At 39.2% G+C, this 17,732-nt stretch carries 14 protein-coding genes; 6 read left to right on the top strand and 8 right to left on the bottom strand.

What is annotated here, in order from left to right; translation table 11 throughout:
• Window positions 1-2 precede the first annotated feature (2 nt).
• Together lpxK and RT138_RS12605 are read left to right on the top strand one after the other, a co-directional pair.
• A complete protein-coding gene (gene lpxK, locus RT138_RS12600; RefSeq protein WP_313190971.1) occupies window positions 3-1,034 on the top strand; it encodes a tetraacyldisaccharide 4'-kinase in 1,032 nt (343 codons plus the stop codon).
• Window positions 1,035-1,341: 307 nt separating this feature from the next.
• Complete coding sequence (locus RT138_RS12605; RefSeq protein WP_313190972.1) at window positions 1,342-1,713, top strand: hypothetical protein; 372 nt, start codon at window positions 1,342-1,344, stop codon at window positions 1,711-1,713.
• 183 nt (window positions 1,714-1,896) lie between these two features.
• On the opposite strand, the gene dnaA is transcribed toward RT138_RS12605, so the two are convergent.
• Complete coding sequence (gene dnaA / locus RT138_RS12610) at window positions 1,897-3,324, bottom strand: chromosomal replication initiator protein DnaA (protein WP_093099955.1); 1,428 nt, start codon at window positions 3,322-3,324, stop codon at window positions 1,897-1,899.
• A 352-nt stretch (window positions 3,325-3,676) separates the two neighbouring features.
• Entirely contained in the window at window positions 3,677-5,605 is a 1,929-nt protein-coding gene (gene dxs, locus RT138_RS12615) for a 1-deoxy-D-xylulose-5-phosphate synthase (RefSeq protein WP_313190973.1), read from the bottom strand.
• A gap of 151 nt (window positions 5,606-5,756) precedes the next feature.
• Here dxs and RT138_RS12620 point away from each other — a divergent pair, with 151 nt between their 5' ends.
• The gene (locus RT138_RS12620; RefSeq protein WP_313190974.1) at window positions 5,757-6,509 is read left to right on the top strand and encodes a segregation and condensation protein A; all 753 of its coding nucleotides are present in this window, start codon (window positions 5,757-5,759) and stop codon (window positions 6,507-6,509) included.
• Here the strand turns inward: RT138_RS12620 and RT138_RS12625 are convergent.
• The 3 genes from RT138_RS12625 to RT138_RS12635 are packed head-to-tail and all read right to left on the bottom strand — an operon-like array spanning window position 6,506 to window position 9,240.
• Window positions 6,506-7,252, bottom strand: a complete 747-nt coding sequence (locus tag RT138_RS12625) for an enoyl-CoA hydratase/isomerase family protein (RefSeq protein WP_313190975.1) — start codon at window positions 7,250-7,252, stop codon at window positions 6,506-6,508. The two genes, RT138_RS12620 and RT138_RS12625, sit on opposite strands and share 4 nt — an antisense overlap.
• Window positions 7,242-8,099: a hydroxymethylglutaryl-CoA lyase gene (locus RT138_RS12630; protein WP_313190976.1), complete on the bottom strand. Its 858-nt coding sequence runs from the start codon at window positions 8,097-8,099 to the stop codon at window positions 7,242-7,244. The genes RT138_RS12625 and RT138_RS12630 overlap by 11 nt, the downstream gene beginning before the upstream one ends.
• On the bottom strand, window positions 8,089-9,240 hold the full coding sequence (locus tag RT138_RS12635) for an acyl-CoA dehydrogenase family protein (RefSeq protein ID WP_313190977.1): 1,152 nt from the start codon (window positions 9,238-9,240) through the stop codon (window positions 8,089-8,091). Before RT138_RS12635 ends, RT138_RS12630 begins: the two co-directional genes overlap by 11 nt.
• A 136-nt stretch (window positions 9,241-9,376) precedes the next feature.
• On the opposite strand from RT138_RS12635, the gene RT138_RS12640 reads away from it, so the two are divergent.
• The gene (locus tag RT138_RS12640) at window positions 9,377-10,984 is read left to right on the top strand and encodes an acyl-CoA carboxylase subunit beta (protein ID WP_313190978.1); all 1,608 of its coding nucleotides are present in this window, start codon (window positions 9,377-9,379) and stop codon (window positions 10,982-10,984) included.
• 313 nt (window positions 10,985-11,297) lie between these two features.
• Here the strand turns inward: RT138_RS12640 and thiL are convergent, their stop codons facing one another.
• Both thiL and nadA read right to left on the bottom strand, forming a co-directional pair.
• Window positions 11,298-12,344, bottom strand: a complete 1,047-nt coding sequence (gene thiL / locus RT138_RS12645; protein WP_313191062.1) for a thiamine-phosphate kinase — start codon at window positions 12,342-12,344, stop codon at window positions 11,298-11,300.
• 7 nt (window positions 12,345-12,351) lie between these two features.
• On the bottom strand, window positions 12,352-13,350 hold the full coding sequence (nadA, locus tag RT138_RS12650; protein WP_313190979.1) for a quinolinate synthase NadA: 999 nt from the start codon (window positions 13,348-13,350) through the stop codon (window positions 12,352-12,354).
• A gap of 493 nt (window positions 13,351-13,843) precedes the next feature.
• Between nadA and nadB the strand changes: the two genes are divergently transcribed.
• Both nadB and RT138_RS12660 read left to right on the top strand, forming a co-directional pair.
• On the top strand, window positions 13,844-15,436 hold the full coding sequence (nadB, locus tag RT138_RS12655; RefSeq protein ID WP_313190980.1) for an L-aspartate oxidase: 1,593 nt from the start codon (window positions 13,844-13,846) through the stop codon (window positions 15,434-15,436).
• A gap of 20 nt (window positions 15,437-15,456) precedes the next feature.
• Window positions 15,457-15,969: a gamma carbonic anhydrase family protein gene (locus RT138_RS12660; RefSeq protein WP_313190981.1), complete on the top strand. Its 513-nt coding sequence runs from the start codon at window positions 15,457-15,459 to the stop codon at window positions 15,967-15,969.
• Window positions 15,970-15,977: 8 nt separating this feature from the next.
• On the opposite strand, the gene RT138_RS12665 is transcribed toward RT138_RS12660, so the two are convergent.
• Window positions 15,978-17,657 (bottom strand): Ig-like domain-containing domain, encoded by a 1,680-nt coding sequence (locus RT138_RS12665; RefSeq protein ID WP_313190982.1) that lies wholly within the window; start codon window positions 17,655-17,657, stop codon window positions 15,978-15,980.
• Between the last annotated feature and the right edge of the window lie 75 nt (window positions 17,658-17,732).

Genomic DNA, 17,732 nt, shown 5'->3' on the forward strand with positions numbered 1-17,732 from the left:
ATATGCAGCTATTAAGGTGGTTATTGCTTCCCTTTACCATCCTCTATACCTTAATAATTTGGGTAAGAAACAAGCTGTATGACCTAAATATCCTCTCGTCTAGGACATTTGACATCAAAACCATTGTGATCGGTAATCTGGCCGTTGGAGGTGCTGGAAAAAGCCCCTTGACCCAAAAACTTATTGCCCATTTCAAAAACAAATATAAGCTTGCTACCCTAAGCCGGGGCTATGGCAGGAAAACAAAAGGCTTTCGATTGGTTCAAATAGATGACCTCGTTGAAAATGTAGGCGATGAACCTTTGCAATTCAAAAAGAACTTTCCGGATATCAGCATATCAATTGATGAAGATAGGGCAGAGGGCATTGAAATCCTAAGTAAAGACCATAACCTGATCCTGCTGGATGATGCATATCAGCACCGTAAGGTGAAACCAACCACTTCTATTTTAGTCTTTGAATACCATTCCATCCTCGAACCTATAATATTATTGCCAACGGGCCAATATCGAGATACTTTTGATCAGACCAAAAGGGCCGATCTTATCCTCATTAGCAAGTGCCCTGATTATATTCCATTTGAAAACAAATTAAAGATCCAGGAAAAGATCAGGAAACATAATAGCGGTGCAGGCATCTTTTACAGCCGGATAGGCTATAAAGGTTGGATTCCTTTAAATAATACGGAAACAGACCAACCGATTTCAAGAAAGAAAATCTTGCTAGTCACAGGGATTGCAAATCCCAAACCTCTTGTACAGCACCTGAATAGCCAAGGAATAAAGGTTGAGCATTTAAAATTTGCAGACCATCATCAATTTGATGATTTCGATTATAAGGTTATTACAGGACGCTACGAAAAGTTAAATGATAATAAGGAAGCTATACTTTTGACTACCGAGAAGGATGCGCAGCGACTGGACATGAATAAGCTGAAAGATATCCCAACGTTTTATATCCCCATTGATATTGTTATTGAAAACGAAATGGAGTTTTTTCAAGAATTAGAAAGTTCGATAGAAAATAAATCTTAAGGATCTTATCAAATTTCGATAAATAAAAGCTACTTGATATCAGGTAGCTTTTTCTTTTTTGTCACATATTGTAATATTTTTTCCATTCAACTGAAATAATTAGAATTTAACTAGAATCATGCTCAGAACATATGTAGGGCCAACATTCTTTAAATTTAATCACCCTGAGTTTGTATTATTATCTTGTTAAGAAATGTTAAAAAGTAACAAACATGATACAATCATACAATAAAAGATACAATTCGGCTGTTATTTATTGTACAGAAACGGAGTAAATAATAAAGTATTAAACAAAAAAATTAAAATCATGAAAAAGTTATTTTTAGCAGTATCCGCAGTATTATTTTCATTAACTCTAACATTTGCTCAGGAAGTAAATCCAGAAGAGAAAGCAAAAGCAACTGTAACCGAATGGACACAACAGTTGAACTTGACAGAAGATCAACAGACACAAATCTATAATGTAGTATTAGAGCACAAAAAAGCTAAACTAGCTTTAAAGGCAGATACTACAGCAGCAGCTGATGCAAAAGCTACTCAAATTGAGGCTTTGAATTCAGATCTAGACAAAAAAGTATCTGATTTGTTGACTGATGAACAAAAACCATTGTACGCTAAGATTGTAGAAGCTCGTGCAGCGAAAAAAGCGACTATGCCAGAGCCGAAACAAGTACAATAATCTAACTAATATTCATGTTTCATAAATAGAAAAGGGACTGCAGTAGCTGCAGTCCCTTTTCTGTTTCTATAGTAGATGAAAGTAATGAGTAGATAGTATTTAGACTGTTCGAATAGTATCAAAATAAAAAAGCTTGGGATGTTCTCCCAAGCTTTTCAATTTCTTTCTTTACAATGTGTTTTTTTAAGAAGCTTTTAATTTCTTTTGGATGTCTTGCACATAGGTCTTGAATTTCTTATCGGTTTCGATAAGGTCTTCAACTGTTTGGCAAGCATAGATTACGGTAGAGTGGTCACGACCGCCAAAGAAATTACCTATAGATTTCAGCGAAGATTTGGTATGGTTCTTTGCCAAATACATTGAAATCTGTCTTGCTTGTACGATTTCGCGTTTACGAACTTTGGATTTAACCATTTCAACTGGTACCTCAAAGTATTCACATACTAGTTTTTGGATGTACTCCATTGAGATTTCCTTATGGGTGTTCTTGACAAAGTTCTTTAACATCGACTTTGCTAAGTTCAGATCAATCTCTCTTTTGTTGAGAGTAGATTGCGCCAATAAAGAAACCATTGCTCCTTCTAATTCTCGGACACTGTTGTCAATCTGATTCGCCACATATTCCACTACACTTTCTGGCAGCTCAATACCATCTGAGTACATCTTTTTCTTAAGGATGGCCATTCTGGTTTCTAGATCAGGAACCTGAATATCGGCTGATAATCCCCATTTAAAGCGGCTTAACAATCTTTCTTCGAGACCAGAAAGATCCTTAGGTGCTTTATCAGATGTTAAGATGATCTGTTTGCCTGTTTGGTGCAAGTGATTAAAAATGTGGAAGAATATATCCTGTGTTTTCTCTTTGCCAGCAAAATTATGCACATCATCCATGATGATGACATCCATTGCTTGGTAAAAATTCACGAAATCATTGATGGTGTTATTCTTCAAAGAGTCAACAAACTGCTGACAGAACTTTTCACATGACACATAGATTACCAGTTTGTCTGGTAAGTTTCTTTTGATTTCATTACCGATTGCTTGAGCGAGGTGAGTTTTACCTAAACCCACATCTCCATAGACCATCAAAGGGTTGAAAGAAGTTCCTCCTGGTTTATTTGCGACAGCATATCCAGCCGAACGAGCCAAACGGTTACATTCGCCTTCGATAAAATTGTCGAACGTATAATTTTGATTTAATTGAGGATCAACTTGTAATTTCTTTAACCCCGGAATTACAAAAGGATTTTTGATGTTCTTGTTCAATGCAACAGGAACAGGAATTGATTGCTTCTTTCCCTCGGCACCATTCCCATTCGATGGAATGTTGGTGGTGTAAGGTGGGTTAGCAGATGACTTCTCTACAACGATGTTGTATTCCAGTCGGCCTTGTTCACCCAAGAATTTTTTAACTGTTTTTCTGAGAATACCTACATAATGTTCTTCCAGCCACTCATAGAAGAACAGACTTGGTACTTGAATAGTTAAAACGTTTCCTTCTAGACGTACAGCTTTAACGGGCTCGAACCATGTTTTAAAACTTTGCGTTGGTATATTATCTTTTATTACTGCAAGACAACTTTCCCAAACACTTGTACACGTTTTTTCCATTCTGAATTTGTTAATAACTTGAAAACCAATAATTGACAAAATTTCTGTTCATAACTTTTGCCTACAACGAATATGACAAAAAAAAATGAGCTAAAAAATTAAATTGACAAAAAAAAGGTAAGTAACTAAAAAACAACATTTTAATTGTAATTTTTAGCATATTTTGTCCAAAATATTAGTGCAAAATTATTTTATTAACACATATATTTTGATACCCTATTTGTAGGAGTTTTTAAAGCAAAAATTAAGCAAGGAAAAATAAATGTGGAAAACTTTTAATAAAAAAGGAAGCCTGTGGGCTTCCTCTTGTAGACGCTTGATTGTCTTTGAAATACCTGCTCTAATAGAGCAATTATCCTACCAAAGTTTCGGTTTTTATGCCTTTTGTTAATTTCCTAACCTGATCCTCAATTCCAGCAGCATCATATCCACATATATGCCACAACTCTGCCTGCTCTCCGTGCTCCACAATACCATCTGGGATTCCCAAACGTACTACCTGAGCCTCGTAATGATGGTCTGCCATAAACTCTAGGATTGCAGATCCAATCCCGCCCGGCAAACAACCGTCCTCTACGGTAATCACTTTGCTATACTTTTTAAATACCTCATGTAACAAAGCTTCATCAAGAGGTTTTGCAAACCGCATATCATAATGTGCAGGATGGATACCATCTTCACGCAGTTTCAAGATAGCCTTACTAGCTTCATTACCAATATGGCCGAAAGATAATATAGCTATTTCTTCACCATCACAGATCTTTCTGCCTTTTCCGATCGGAATTTCCTTAAACGGAAGCTTCCAATCCGGCATCACTCCATTACCACGAGGGTAGCGGATGGTGAATGGACCTTGATCCGGCAACTGAGCCGTATACATCAAGTTCCGCAGTTCCTCTTCGTTCATTGGTGAAGCCAAGACCATATTCGGAACACAGCGCATGAACGCAATATCGTATGCACCATGGTGCGTAGGGCCGTCAGCACCCACCAATCCGGCTCTATCCAAACAGAATACCACATTCAACTTTTGCAAGGCTACATCATGGATAACCTGATCGTATGCCCTTTGCATAAAAGAAGAATAGATATTACAGAAAGGAACCAAACCTTGAGCGGCCAGGCCTGCACTGAATGTAACAGCATGCTGTTCCGCAATGCCCACATCAAAAGCCCTATCCGGCATCGCCTTCATCATGATGTTCATAGAAGATCCGCTTGGCATAGCCGGTGTGATCCCCATGATCTTATCGTTTGTTTCCGCCAATTCCACCAAAGAATGACCAAATACATCTTGGTATTTTGGTGGTTGTGGTTTCTCGGATATAGATTTCTTGATTTCACCTGTGATCTTGTCAAAAAGACCGGGAGCATGCCATTTTGTTTGGTCCTTTTCTGCCAATGCATAGCCTTTACCCTTTACGGTAACCACATGCAACAACTTAGGACCATTAATATGCTTCAGATCCTCGATGGTTTTCACCAATTTATTGACGTCATGTCCATCAACAGGACCGAAATATCTAAAGTTTAGAGATTCAAATAGGTTAGAGTTCTTCAACAAGGTACCTTTAATGCTCTGCTCGAGCTTTTTAGCCCAGCCGTAAGCATTTGGACCTTTCTTGGAAATCTTCTCCAATACGGACACCAAATCATCCCTAAATCGATTGTAACTTTTTGAAGTGGTAATACTGGTCAGGTATTCTTTCATTGCCCCCACGTTCGGGTCAATGGACATACAGTTGTCGTTCAGAATAACCAATAGATTTGACTTTTCGATCCCAGCATGGTTCAATGCTTCAAAGGCCATACCGCCGGTCAAAGCACCATCGCCGATAACAGCAACATGCTGCCTATCGGTTTCACCCTTATATGCAGAGGCAACTGCCATTCCCAAAGCAGCAGAAATGGAAGTGGAGGAGTGTCCTACACCAAAAGCATCATATTCACTTTCACCGCGTTTAGGAAATCCAGAAAGCCCGCCTAAAATGCGGTTCGTATGGAATTCTTCCCTTCTACCCGTCAGTATCTTGTGTCCATAAGCCTGATGACCGACATCAAAGATGACCTGGTCATAAGGAGTATTCAATGCATAATGCAACGCTACGGTAAGTTCCACTACACCTAAACTAGCTGCAAAATGTCCGCCGTTTACAGAAACGATATCGATGATAAACTGTCTCAGCTCTTTACAAACCTCTTCAAGTTCCGATTCCTTCAAATTTCGAAGATCAGATGGAAATTGAATTTTTTGTAATAGCGGTCCTGCTTCTACCTGCATAAATGAAAAAATTTCGAAATAAGATACAAAGTAACAATTTATTCTTTTAACTATGGAATATATATACAATTTAATCCTCTGCATTGTTTTGCTTTATTCAAATGAATTCCATCTTTTTATACAAGCAAATCCTTATTTTTGAGCATATTCTATGGACGCGACAAACTACGAGATTAAACTGGCACAGTTCGAAGGACCTTTCGACCTTTTGCTATTCTTTATTGAAAGGGATGAATTGAATATCCATGATATTCCTATCTCTAAGATCACGGATGATTTCTTGGCCTATATCCAACATATGCAGTCCCTGAACATAGAATTAGCCTCTGAATTTATCTTTGTTGCCTCGACCTTGATGCGTATCAAGGCTAAAATGCTGCTTCCGCGTCCTGAACTGGATGAGAATGAAAACGAGATCGACCTGAAAAAGGAATTGGTCCAAAAGCTTGTCCTGTACAAGCAATTCAAGGAAATTTGCGAAGAGCTGAAAGATCTGGAGGACTGTAGGTCCAAATTTTATGAAAGGGGAAATACCGAGATCGACCTGAAGATAGCCCGTGAAGCCAAGGCCCAGACCATAGATGAGGAACTATCCAGCTTTGACCTCTATAAATTGATGCTAGTCTATGAAAGGGTCATGTTCAATTTTTCCCATCGCGTACAGGATGTCACGCATACCGTGGTGAAATACCCCTATAGCATAGAACAACAGAAAAAAGCGATTGCCGAATTAATTGAAATCAATAAATCAATGGATTTTTCGGCATTGGCAAAGAATTCTGAAAACAAGGTGCAGTTTGTCTATAATTTCTTGGCCATTTTGGAGATGTTGCAACAAAAACTACTGGATATAGAAGTTGGCCTTGGATTCAATAATTTCTGGATAGAAAAGAAGGTATCTTAGTTCTTATTGAGCCTTTCAGCCATAAATTTCTTCACTTCATCCCTGTCCCTAAGGTTCTGCAGAGACTCCAGGAGAAAAGCATATTGCTTATCAGACTCCATATCACGGATAGCCTTTAGGGCTTTCATCCCGGCCTGCATGGCATAAATGCTCTTATCAGCAAAGGAAGCGATCAAATCATCAATTTTATCCTGTTCCAAATAGCCGTCGACCAATCCCAGTTCTATAGCCTTATCGGTCTGGAAAGGACTAGGGTCAAAACATAATTGTAAAATCTGTTTTTCAGACATGATTCTTTTCAAGCCAGCCATCACCTGGAAAGGAAAGATCCCCAAAGCAATTTCCGGCAATCTAAAATTCAAATCGTTTTTCGCAAAAACATAGGTACAGCCCAAGATATATAGAAAACCTCCGGCGATGACATCGCCTTCAACGATAGCTATGGATGGCTTGTTGAATTGATCAAAGATCTCGCCCAAGGAGCGTTCCTTATTGACTATAGCAGGATTAGGACTATCCAATTCTGGATTTTGATAGGTCTTGAGATCCATTCCAGCACAAAATACAGGACCATTTGCCCTTAGAACCAATACATGCACCTGATCATTGGCTTCCGCTTCCTCCAGGGCATGGGCCACCTCATTGACCGTGGTAGGCGTAAAAGCATTGCGCTTGGCTTCCCGATCCAAGGTCAGGGTAAATACATGTTCTTTTATTTCGGTTTGAATGAATTTATAATTCATGCTTGATCAAATTTTGAAATTCCTGCATTAGTGCAGACATGGTATCAAAGTTAGCTTTATTGAACCGATCCACTAACAATTCCGAAGGAATATTCCCTACCAGCTCATCTTTGGCAAATGGACAGCCTCCATACCCTAAAACAGCACCTTCAAATCGCCTGCAACCCGCCGAATAAGCAGCATCTACTTTCAATAGGGCACTCTCAATCGGCGAATGGAAATGTGCACTGAAAGGAATATCGGTAAATTCCTGTGTAATTTTATGGAACAGATCCTTGATACTGTCTGGAGTAGCCTCAGAAGTGGTATCAGCAATCGAAAAGTTCCTCACCCCAATGGCATTCAGGTTATATATCCATTCCGAAACCAGATCCATATCCCAATGGTCACCATAAGGATTACCAAATGCCATGGATATATAGACCACCAACTCCTGTTTATCATTTTTGCCCATGATACCCAAGATTTCTTTCACAGCTTCATAGGCCTGGGCAATACTGGCGTTTGTATTTTTTTTCTGAAAGGTTTCCGAAATGGAGAAAGGATAACCTAAATAGTCAATTTTCTCCATTTCAGAACCTATTTCAGCACCTCTTTTATTCGCGATGATAGCCAATAGCTTTACCCGCTCATCCTTTTCAAGTCCTTCCAATACAGCTTGTGTATCACTCAATTGCGGAACCGCCTTTGGCGATACAAAGCTTCCAAAGTCTATGCAATCAAAGACCTGGCTTTTTATCAACTGATTGATATAAGCAATTTTCTTTTCTGTTGGAATCTGATAAAGGATACCTTGAATGGCATCTCGGGGGCAATCCACTAGGGTTACCTGATCTTTATTGTACATCTTTTTTTATCTCCCTTGCAATGACCATGCGTTGGATAGAGCTTGTTCCTTCACCAATAGTACATAATTTAGCGTCCCTAAAGTACTTTTCAGCAGGAAAATCCTTGGTAAATCCATATCCACCAAGAATCTGTACAGCATCGTTTGATACCTCAACAGCCGTTTCCGAAGCATATAATTTAGCCATGGCGCCTTCTTTGGTCACTTTTTGACCATGATCTTTCAAATCACCCGCTTGTCTGATCAATAGTTCAGAAGCGGAAATTTTCGTAGCCATATCCGCTAAATTAAAACCAACCGCTTGAAAATCAAAAATTTTAGTCTGAAATTGTTCCCTTTCATTGGCATATTTCAATGCACATTCATAGGCACCTCTCGCTATACCCAAGGATAGGGCAGCAATAGAGATTCTACCTCCATCCAATAATTTCAGGGCCTGCACAAAACCATCACCAATTTCACCGATCAATTGATCCTTGTGGATGCGGCAATTATCGAAAAATAAAGAACCTGTTTCAGAGGCACGCATTCCCAATTTATCCATCTTCGCACCAGCTGAAAAACCTTCCATTCCTTTTTCTACGATAAAAGCAGAAATTCCTTTTTTATCGCCCTTTTCACCGGTCCTAGCCATAACGACAGCCACATCACCGGAAATGGCATGGGTAATAAAGGTTTTATCTCCGTTTAAGATGAAATAATCTCCATCTTGCACCGCAGTGGTATTCATGCCTCCAGCATCAGAACCAGAGCCAGGCTCTGTCAAACCCCACGCGCCAATCCATTCTGCCTTAGCCAGTTTCGGAAGGTATCTTCTTTTCTGCTCCTCATTGGCAAAGCTGAGGATATGGTTGGTACACAATGAATTATGGGCAGCCACCGATAGACCAATAGAACCACATACTTTCGAAATCTCATCTAAAATGGTAATATATTCTTGGTAGTTCAGTCCAGATCCACCATATTCTTCAGGAACTAAGATGCCCATGAAACCATGATCACCTAAATTTTTGAATAGTTCAACAGGGAAAATTTGAGCCTCATCCCACTTCATCACATGAGGTTTTATATAGGCATTTGCAAAATTACGGGCACTCTCTCTAACTAGTGTCAATTCTTCTTTAGAACCGAGGTTATACATAATATTATTTTAATTAAGTTTATATTTGGGTTACAAATGTTTCTTACAAATATTATAAAAAACAAATAATATTTTATGATATTTATAATAATTTAATATTTCAGAACCTAATAAATTACATTATTTCAATAAAGCTATGCGAGGCCAATTAGAAGAACTCCAAAGGAAAAGAGAAAAACTACTGTTAGGTGGAGGCTTGGACAAAATCCAAAAACAACACGAAAAAGGAAAATTATCGGCATGGGAGCGGGTCTTATACCTGTTAGATGAGGATAGGGATTTCACCGAGATTGGTGTCTTTGCTGCCGATGGGCAGTACGAAGAACATGGTGGTTGCCCGAACGCTGGGGTAGTCGTAGTCTTGGGTTATGTTAAGAATAGGTTATGTGTGATTGTATCAAATGATGCTACGGTCAAAGCCGGAGCCTGGTTTCCGATGACCTGTAAGAAAAACCTGAGAGCACAGGAAATAGCCATGGAAAACCATATTCCCATTATCTATTTGGTCGATTCTGCCGGTGTCTTTCTACCTATGCAAGCTGAAATATTCCCTGATAAAGAGCACTTTGGAAGGATCTTTAGAAATAATGCCAAGCTTTCTTCCATGGGTATCCCCCAGATTTCTGCCATAATGGGTTCTTGTGTGGCCGGGGGTGCCTATTTGCCCATCATGTCTGATTATGCACTGATTGTCGAAGGTACCGGATCTGTGTTTTTAGCAGGATCTTACCTGGTGAAATCATCTATTGGAGAAGTTATTGATAATGAGACCTTAGGTGGAGCAGATACGCATTGTGAAATTTCAGGTGTTACCGACAACAAATATCCGAATGATGAGAGCTGCTTGGATGCCATCAAAAATATAGTCGATAAATTCGGTTCAGAACCTACCTATCAATATTCAAGGATAGAAGCGAAGGAGCCAGAATATCCGATGGAAAAACTCTATGATTATATGCCTGAAGATAGATTGAAGCCTTACAATATGGTTGAAATCTTGAAATGTATAGTCGATAGTGGTTCTCTAGAAGAATATAAAGCAGATTATGGCAAGACCTTGATCTGTGCCTTGGCTCGGGTAGATGGATGGGCAGTAGGCATTGTGGCCAATCAACGGGAAGTGGTTAAGGCCAAGAAACCCGGAGGTTCAACAGAAATGCAGATGGGTGGGGTGATCTATTCAGATTCAGCAGATAAGGCAGCCCGTTTTATCATGAACTGTAACCAACAGAAAATACCTTTGCTATTCTTCCAGGACATCACCGGTTTTATGGTGGGTTCCAGGGCAGAGCATGGTGGAATTATCAAGGATGGTGCTAAAATGGTGAATGCCATGGCCAATTCCGTAGTGCCAAAATTTACCTTTATGGTCGGAAATAGCTATGGAGCAGGTAATTACGCAATGTGTGGCAAAGCTTATGATCCTCGATTGATCTATGCGTGGCCTACCGCCAAAATAGCGGTAATGAGCGGTGCATCTGCAGGTAAAACTTTGTTGCAGATCCAAGAAGCAGCCTTAAAATCAAAGAATATCAGCCTGAGTGAAGAGGATAAAAACAAGCTTTTACAGGATATCGAAAAGACCTATAATGAGCAATTGAGTCCTTATTATGCAGCCTCCAGATTATGGGTAGATGGAGTGATCGATCCAGCTGATACCAGAAAAATTATTTCCATGGGTATAGAAGCTGCATCGCACAATACAGAGATCGGAAAATACAATGTGGGCGTGATCCAAACTTAGCGGTTAGCGATTACCTAAATCATAAAATTATAAAAGGAAAGCCTAGTTAATCATGACCAAGCTTTCCTTTTTCTTTACCTATAAAGCCGCTGTACAGTACCTGAAAATATTATAATCAATAAAATTTTTAGTAAATGTGTTTCTGTTTGAATAGGGCAGTTTTTATGGGTTTCGTTTTACTCTCATTCGAGACACATTGCGAAAATTCGCAATGTGTCTCGAATGAGAGTAAGGTCAATATAGGATAATCATAAAAAGAAAGAGCCATTCTAAAATGGCTCTTTCTATAATATTTTAATAAAGATTTTTATGCTTATCCTTGATTTCCAAAGGCATTCCAACCTTGGGCTTTGATTTCATGTACATTACCCGATTTAGAAACCATGGTACAGCCTGCAGCAGCTTCTGTAATATGACCGATAATGCTGATTTCCATGTTGTTTTTCAGCTTATCATAGTCACTTTGCGGTACAGTAAAAAGTAATTCGTAATCCTCACCACCACTTAGGGCACATACCGTTGGATCCAGACCAAATTCACGGGCTGTTTCGTAGGTCATTGGATCGATAGGGATCTTTTCTTCATATAATTTACAACCTACATTGGAAGCTTTACAGATGTGTAATATCTCCGAAGCCAGACCATCCGAAACATCGATCATCGCATGAGGCTTAACAGCTAGAGCAGCCAGTAATTCAACGATATCCTTTCTTGCCTCAGGTCTCAATTGACGTTCGATAATATAGTCCTTTCCTTCCAGATCAGGCTGGATATTAGGGTTTTCCAAGAAAATCTGTTTTTCTCTTTCTAGGAGTTGTAAACCTACATAAGCACCACCCAGATCACCGGATACACAGATCAGGTCTCCTTCTTTAGCAGCGGAACGATAAGCAATGTTATCCGTTTCGGCATAGCCAATACTGGTCACGGAGATTACCAAGCCCTGGGTTGAGGTACTGGTATCACCACCAATCAGGTCCACATTGTAATTCTGGCAAGCCAATAGTGCACCTTCATAGATTTCTTCAACGGCTTCCAGGGGAAACTTAGAAGATAATCCAATGGAAATGGTCACTTGGCTTGCGATTCCATTCATGGCATAAATATCACTTAAATTAACTTGTATAGCTTTGTATCCCAAGTGTTTAAGCGGAACATAGCGCAGGTCAAAATGCACATTTTCCAATAATAGATCGGTGGAAATCAACGTTTTCTTATTGGAAAAATCCAATACGGCAGCATCGTCGCCAATTCCTTTTACAGAACTGGGTTGGGTCAATACTACAGATTGGGTTAGGTGATTGATCAGACCAAATTCACCGATTTCGTTTAGGTTGGTTCTATCGCTATTTTCAAATATACTCATGTTATAATCCTAGTTTTGCGGAAAGTTCAAGCATGCGTTCAATAGGTTTTTGCGCACGTTGAATGATATCTTCATCTAATGTAATTTCTGGTTGTTCGTAGTACAGGCAGTTATATAGCTTCTCCAAGGTATTCAATTTCATGTGCGGGCAATCATTACAAGCACATAGATTGTTTGGAGGAGCAGGTATAAATGTTTTCGAAGGACTGGCTTTTTGCATTTGGTGCAAAATTCCAGATTCAGTTGCTACGATATAAGTATTGGTTGGATCCTCGATGGTATATTTCAACATTCCTGAAGTAGAACCTATATAATCGGCTTGCGCCAGGATATGGTCTTCACATTCCGGATGGGCTATGAATTTTGCATCTGGATACTCAGCACGCAGGGCATCGATTTTTTCTTGGGAGAAGATCTCGTGGACCATACAGGCACCGTTCCAAAGGACAAGGTCTCGACCTGTTTTTTTCTTCACGTAATCCCCTAGGTTGCGATCTGGACCGAAAATGATTTTTTGATCGGCCGGAAGGCTTTCCACGATCTGTACGGCATTGCTGGAGGTACAGACGATATCTGAAAGTGCCTTCAATTCAGCAGTACAGTTCACATAGGTAATCACTAAATGATCCGGATATTTCTCTTTGAATTTAGCAAACAAATGTGGCGGGCAACTATCTGATAATGAACAACCTGCCTTTAAATCTGGTAACAGTACCTTTTTGGAAGGTGATAAGATTTTAGCGGTCTCTGCCATGAAATGCACCCCAGCAAAAACGATGACATCAGCATCTGTTTTAGCTGCTTGTTGAGATAGACCTAAACTATCTCCTATATAATCTGCTATATCCTGGATTTCAGACTCTTGGTAATAATGTGCTAAGATAACAGCATTCTTTTCCTTCTTAAGTCTTTCAATTTCTTTGACCAAATCTAGGTTAGGATCTATTGCAACATCAATATATCCCTTAGCCACTAAGTCTGTTTCAAATGTTGTATTCATTTGGTTTTTCTAAGTTGATTCCTGCCTGTTTGACTTTCTAACATCACAAAAGTAAAGAAAGAAAACGAAACGAAATCCACATTCCCTTTTTTCAATAAATAATAATCTTTTTTTTAAAGAAGAATCTTGTTGTTTATTAGTCTGTGGAAAATGGGGATAATTCAGGTGATTTTTATTTTTTTTAGTGGATGTTCTATAGTTATTCACAACTTATCCACAGGTTGCGGAGGGTTAAGTGCTGATTTTCAATACTGTCGTTTTTCAGCTTTTATTTTTTGCATATTTTTTTGTGAAATGATAGTTGTGGGTAAGATGTTAATATTTCGGTGATATTGTCTTAATATTTTGGTAATAGATGTGTGAAAATTGCTAGTATTGTGGAAACATAAGAAGTTTTACATTTTAATTCACGAGTTATTTACACGTTTTGCACATATTTTGTTAATTTGTTGGTTCAGTAGTAATTAACCGTTACATCTACAATATACATTCCATGCTGGATAGAAAAGTTGATTTTTTGATTATAGGTTCGGGTATCGCCGGATTGAGTTTTGCACTTAAAGCTGCCAAGCTCGGAAAAGTACTTATCGTGACGAAAGCCAATGAGGATGAGTCGAATACGAAATATGCACAGGGTGGAGTAGCTGTAGTCACGGATGAAGGGGATAGCTTTGATAAACACATAGAAGATACCTTAATAGCAGGAGATGGATTATGTGATGCACATGTTGTGGAAAACGTGGTGAAAGAAGGTCCGGAACGTATTGCGGAGCTTATTTCTTACGGTACTACCTTTGATCGTGAAGATTCTGGAGAATATGATCTAGCCAGGGAAGGTGGACATTCTGAACATAGGATCCTTCATTATAAGGACATTACGGGCTATGAGATTGAACGTGCTCTTTTAGAAAAAGTACATGCTGAACCTAATATAGAGATGCTAACGCATTATTTTGCCGTGGACCTGATTACTCAACATCATTTAGGCGTACATGTGGATAAACGTACGGAAGATATCAAATGCTTCGGTATTTATGCCTTTAACACCGAAACGGGACATGTTGAAAAGATACTTTCAAAAATTACCCTGATGGCAACAGGCGGCGCAGGGCATATCTATTCCACAACGACCAATCCTACGATTGCTACCGGAGACGGTATTGCCATGGTGTATCGTGCTAAAGGAAAGGTGAGGAACATGGAATTTATACAATTCCATCCAACGGCCTTATATAATCCAAAGGAATATCCAGCTTTTTTGATCTCTGAAGCCGTACGCGGATTTGGTGGGATTTTGAAAAGGGTTAATGGTGAGTCCTTTATGGAGGAATATGATGAAAGAGGATCCTTGGCTCCACGGGATATCGTTGCCCGTGCGATCGATTCAGAAATGAAAAAATCGGGTCTTGATTATGTCTATTTAGATATCAGACATCGCTCTAAATCAGATATTTTATCGCATTTCCCTAATATTTACGAGAAATGCCTTTCTATTGGTCTGGATATGACCAAAGACCTGATTCCCGTTACTCCAGCAGCACATTATCTATGTGGAGGAATCATGGTCGATGAATATGGTGCAACCTCGATCAATAACCTTTATGCCTGTGGAGAATGTTCTTCTACGGGACTTCATGGGGCTAACCGTTTGGCTTCCAATTCTTTACTGGAGGCTGCTGTGTATGCTCATAGGATCTTCCAGGATGCGAGTAAACATATTGGAAGCATTGATTTTCAGGATCATGTACCTTCTTGGGATGAATCCAATACGCAGTTATTGAACGAAGATATCTTGGTGACGCACAATCTACGTGAAACACAAAAGTTAATGAGTGATTATGTAGGGATCGTCCGTTCGGATTTCCGTCTGGAAAGGGCCATGAGACGTTTGGGATTGCTACATGAGGAAACAGAGGCTTTCTATAAGAATACCAAACTTTCCGTTAAACTTTGTGAGCTGAGAAACGTTATTCAGATAGCCTATCTCGTTGTAAAATCAGCTATGCAGCGAAAAGAGAGCAGAGGACTGCACTATACCACGGATTATCCTAAGCATGCTGATGTACTGGAAGATACCATTCTTTAATTTTAAGTTTTAAACGCTTTATGGCCACGATATTACCTGTAAAGGACAAATACCCTATCATTGAAGAAAACAGCTTTATAGCGCCTAATTGCACCATTGTAGGCGATGTGACGATCGGTTCACATTGTTCGGTTTGGTTCAATGCTGTGGTACGGGGCGATGTGAACTATATCAAGATTGGGGATTATTCCAATATACAGGATAATGTAACCATACATGGGACCTATGAAAAGAACGGGACAGATGTTGGTAACTATGTTAATATCGGTCATAATGCTATCGTACATGGTTGTGTGATAGATGATTATGTGTTAATAGGGATGGGGGCAATCGTGATGGACAGGGCGCACATTCAATCGAACGTCATTATTGCTGCTGGTGCGGTGGTATTGGAGAATATGGTTTGTGAGTCTGGTTATCTTTATGCTGGAGTTCCTGCTAAAAAAATTAAGCCGCTCACGGAGGAGCAGCTTAAACTATTGAAAAAATTACCGCACAATTACGTGCTTTATTCTTCTTGGTTTACGGAGTAATTTGGGTGTTATTTGAATGATACATCTATGGTTTCATTCTGTTCCCAGTTTGCCCGTATTGTAAATGTCCTATCTAAGTACCAGATGGGTTCTGCCTGTCTCTTTTGATAGACATCGCCAGCATCCCATTTACCATTTTTATTGCTATCCTCAATCAGCCTTATGCTGTATTTACCACCTGGATATTTAATATATCGCAAGACATGATCGGGTGGGAGAGGACGTTTATCAAATAGTTTTTCCTTGCTTTCATCGATCAATTCGACGATATACTCTGTACTATCCTTTAGACCGGTAAAGGTTAGATTGATGTCGCCGTAATTCTCGGTTTCATTCAGGGTAAACTGCGATTTGAATTCCTTATTTGTTTCATCGAATGGACCTAAGATAGCTCCTTCCTCCAGAACCAATTCGTAATTTTTGTTTGGTCTCCAATTGAATCGGATATGGTACATTTCACGGTTTACCGAATCCTGTTGTAATTGGAAATTTCTACGTGAAACAGAATCCTCTTTGATCAGTACTTTATTTTTATCAATGGATGCAATGGGATAGTCCGAACTCAATTCTATGTGTTTTACGCGATCTACCTTATTGCTGATATTTAATTTTGGAACAATGCTATTGTCTACTTTAATATTTCTCGCTTTTCTGAGGTCAATAGTGTCCAAAGGAATATTTCTTTCGCTTACTTCCAATTTCAGGGAATCAAATTCCAAGTTTTCTAGATAGATATTAGCGGTATCCTGGGTAGGTTTAAATCTTACCATCTTATTGGCATCCAGTTCATTAGGTGATAATATCCTAATATTACCCTCCTCCAATGGCCTGTTAAAGGTCAATAGGATGGAACCATTGTTATCTACTTTTTTCTCTAAGTTCCTGAATATCTGCGCAGTACCTTTTGTATATTCTAGCTGAATGCCCGAGACATTCTGGTTCAGGAAAATGCTGTCCTGCTGAAAACCTATCCATTCATCATTGCCGTTATAGATCTTATCGTTGTTCATATCCTTCAGCGCATAGACCCTATAGGTATCTTCACGTAGGTTGCTAAACTTGAAATTTCCAGATGAGTCGACTGTGGTATAATAGGAAGCTTTCCTTTTTCCAAAGATGGTATCACGGCTGGTTGGTATGAGGATGGCGATGACTTCCTTGTCTTTTTCCAGATTGAAGTCCTTGGTATAACCATTCTTGACCTGTCCGGAGATACTGAGGGAATCGAGTTCATCACCTGTTGCAAAGACGTAATTGTAATTGATGAACGGATTACCTTCATTGAAGTCGACAAGACCTTTTCCAAAGTTAATGGTGTAGGTAGTGTTGGCTTCCAAGGAATCCGGTAGTTCGATGATGAATCTTTTTTTCCTCACTTTATAAATGGGTTGAGTTTCGACATCTGGGGAAATGTTAAATTCTTTTCCCGGATTTACCGTTTTGATAAATTCGTCGAAGGTCATCTCGATTACTTTCTCCTTGAAATTTTTCGAGAGGTTAGGAGGGGTGACCCCCAATAGTTTTGGAGGTAAAGAATCTTTTGGACCTCCGGTAGGCTTTTGCATGTTGGCACATTGCACAAAACTCAATGCCAAGATGGTAGCAAGACCTAAAAAGATTAGATTTTTAAATAAAGCTGTTTTTAGTTGATTTAACGGATTTTTATCTTTTTTGGATACCTGAGTCATAAAATTTAAAATAATGTCTTAAATCGCTTTATTTACGTTTGTTATTTTATTAATGTAATTTACTGATATTCAGGT

Origin of the sequence: Sphingobacterium sp., assembly GCF_032065005.1 — a bacterium.
Lineage (GTDB): Bacteria > Bacteroidota > Bacteroidia > Sphingobacteriales > Sphingobacteriaceae > Sphingobacterium.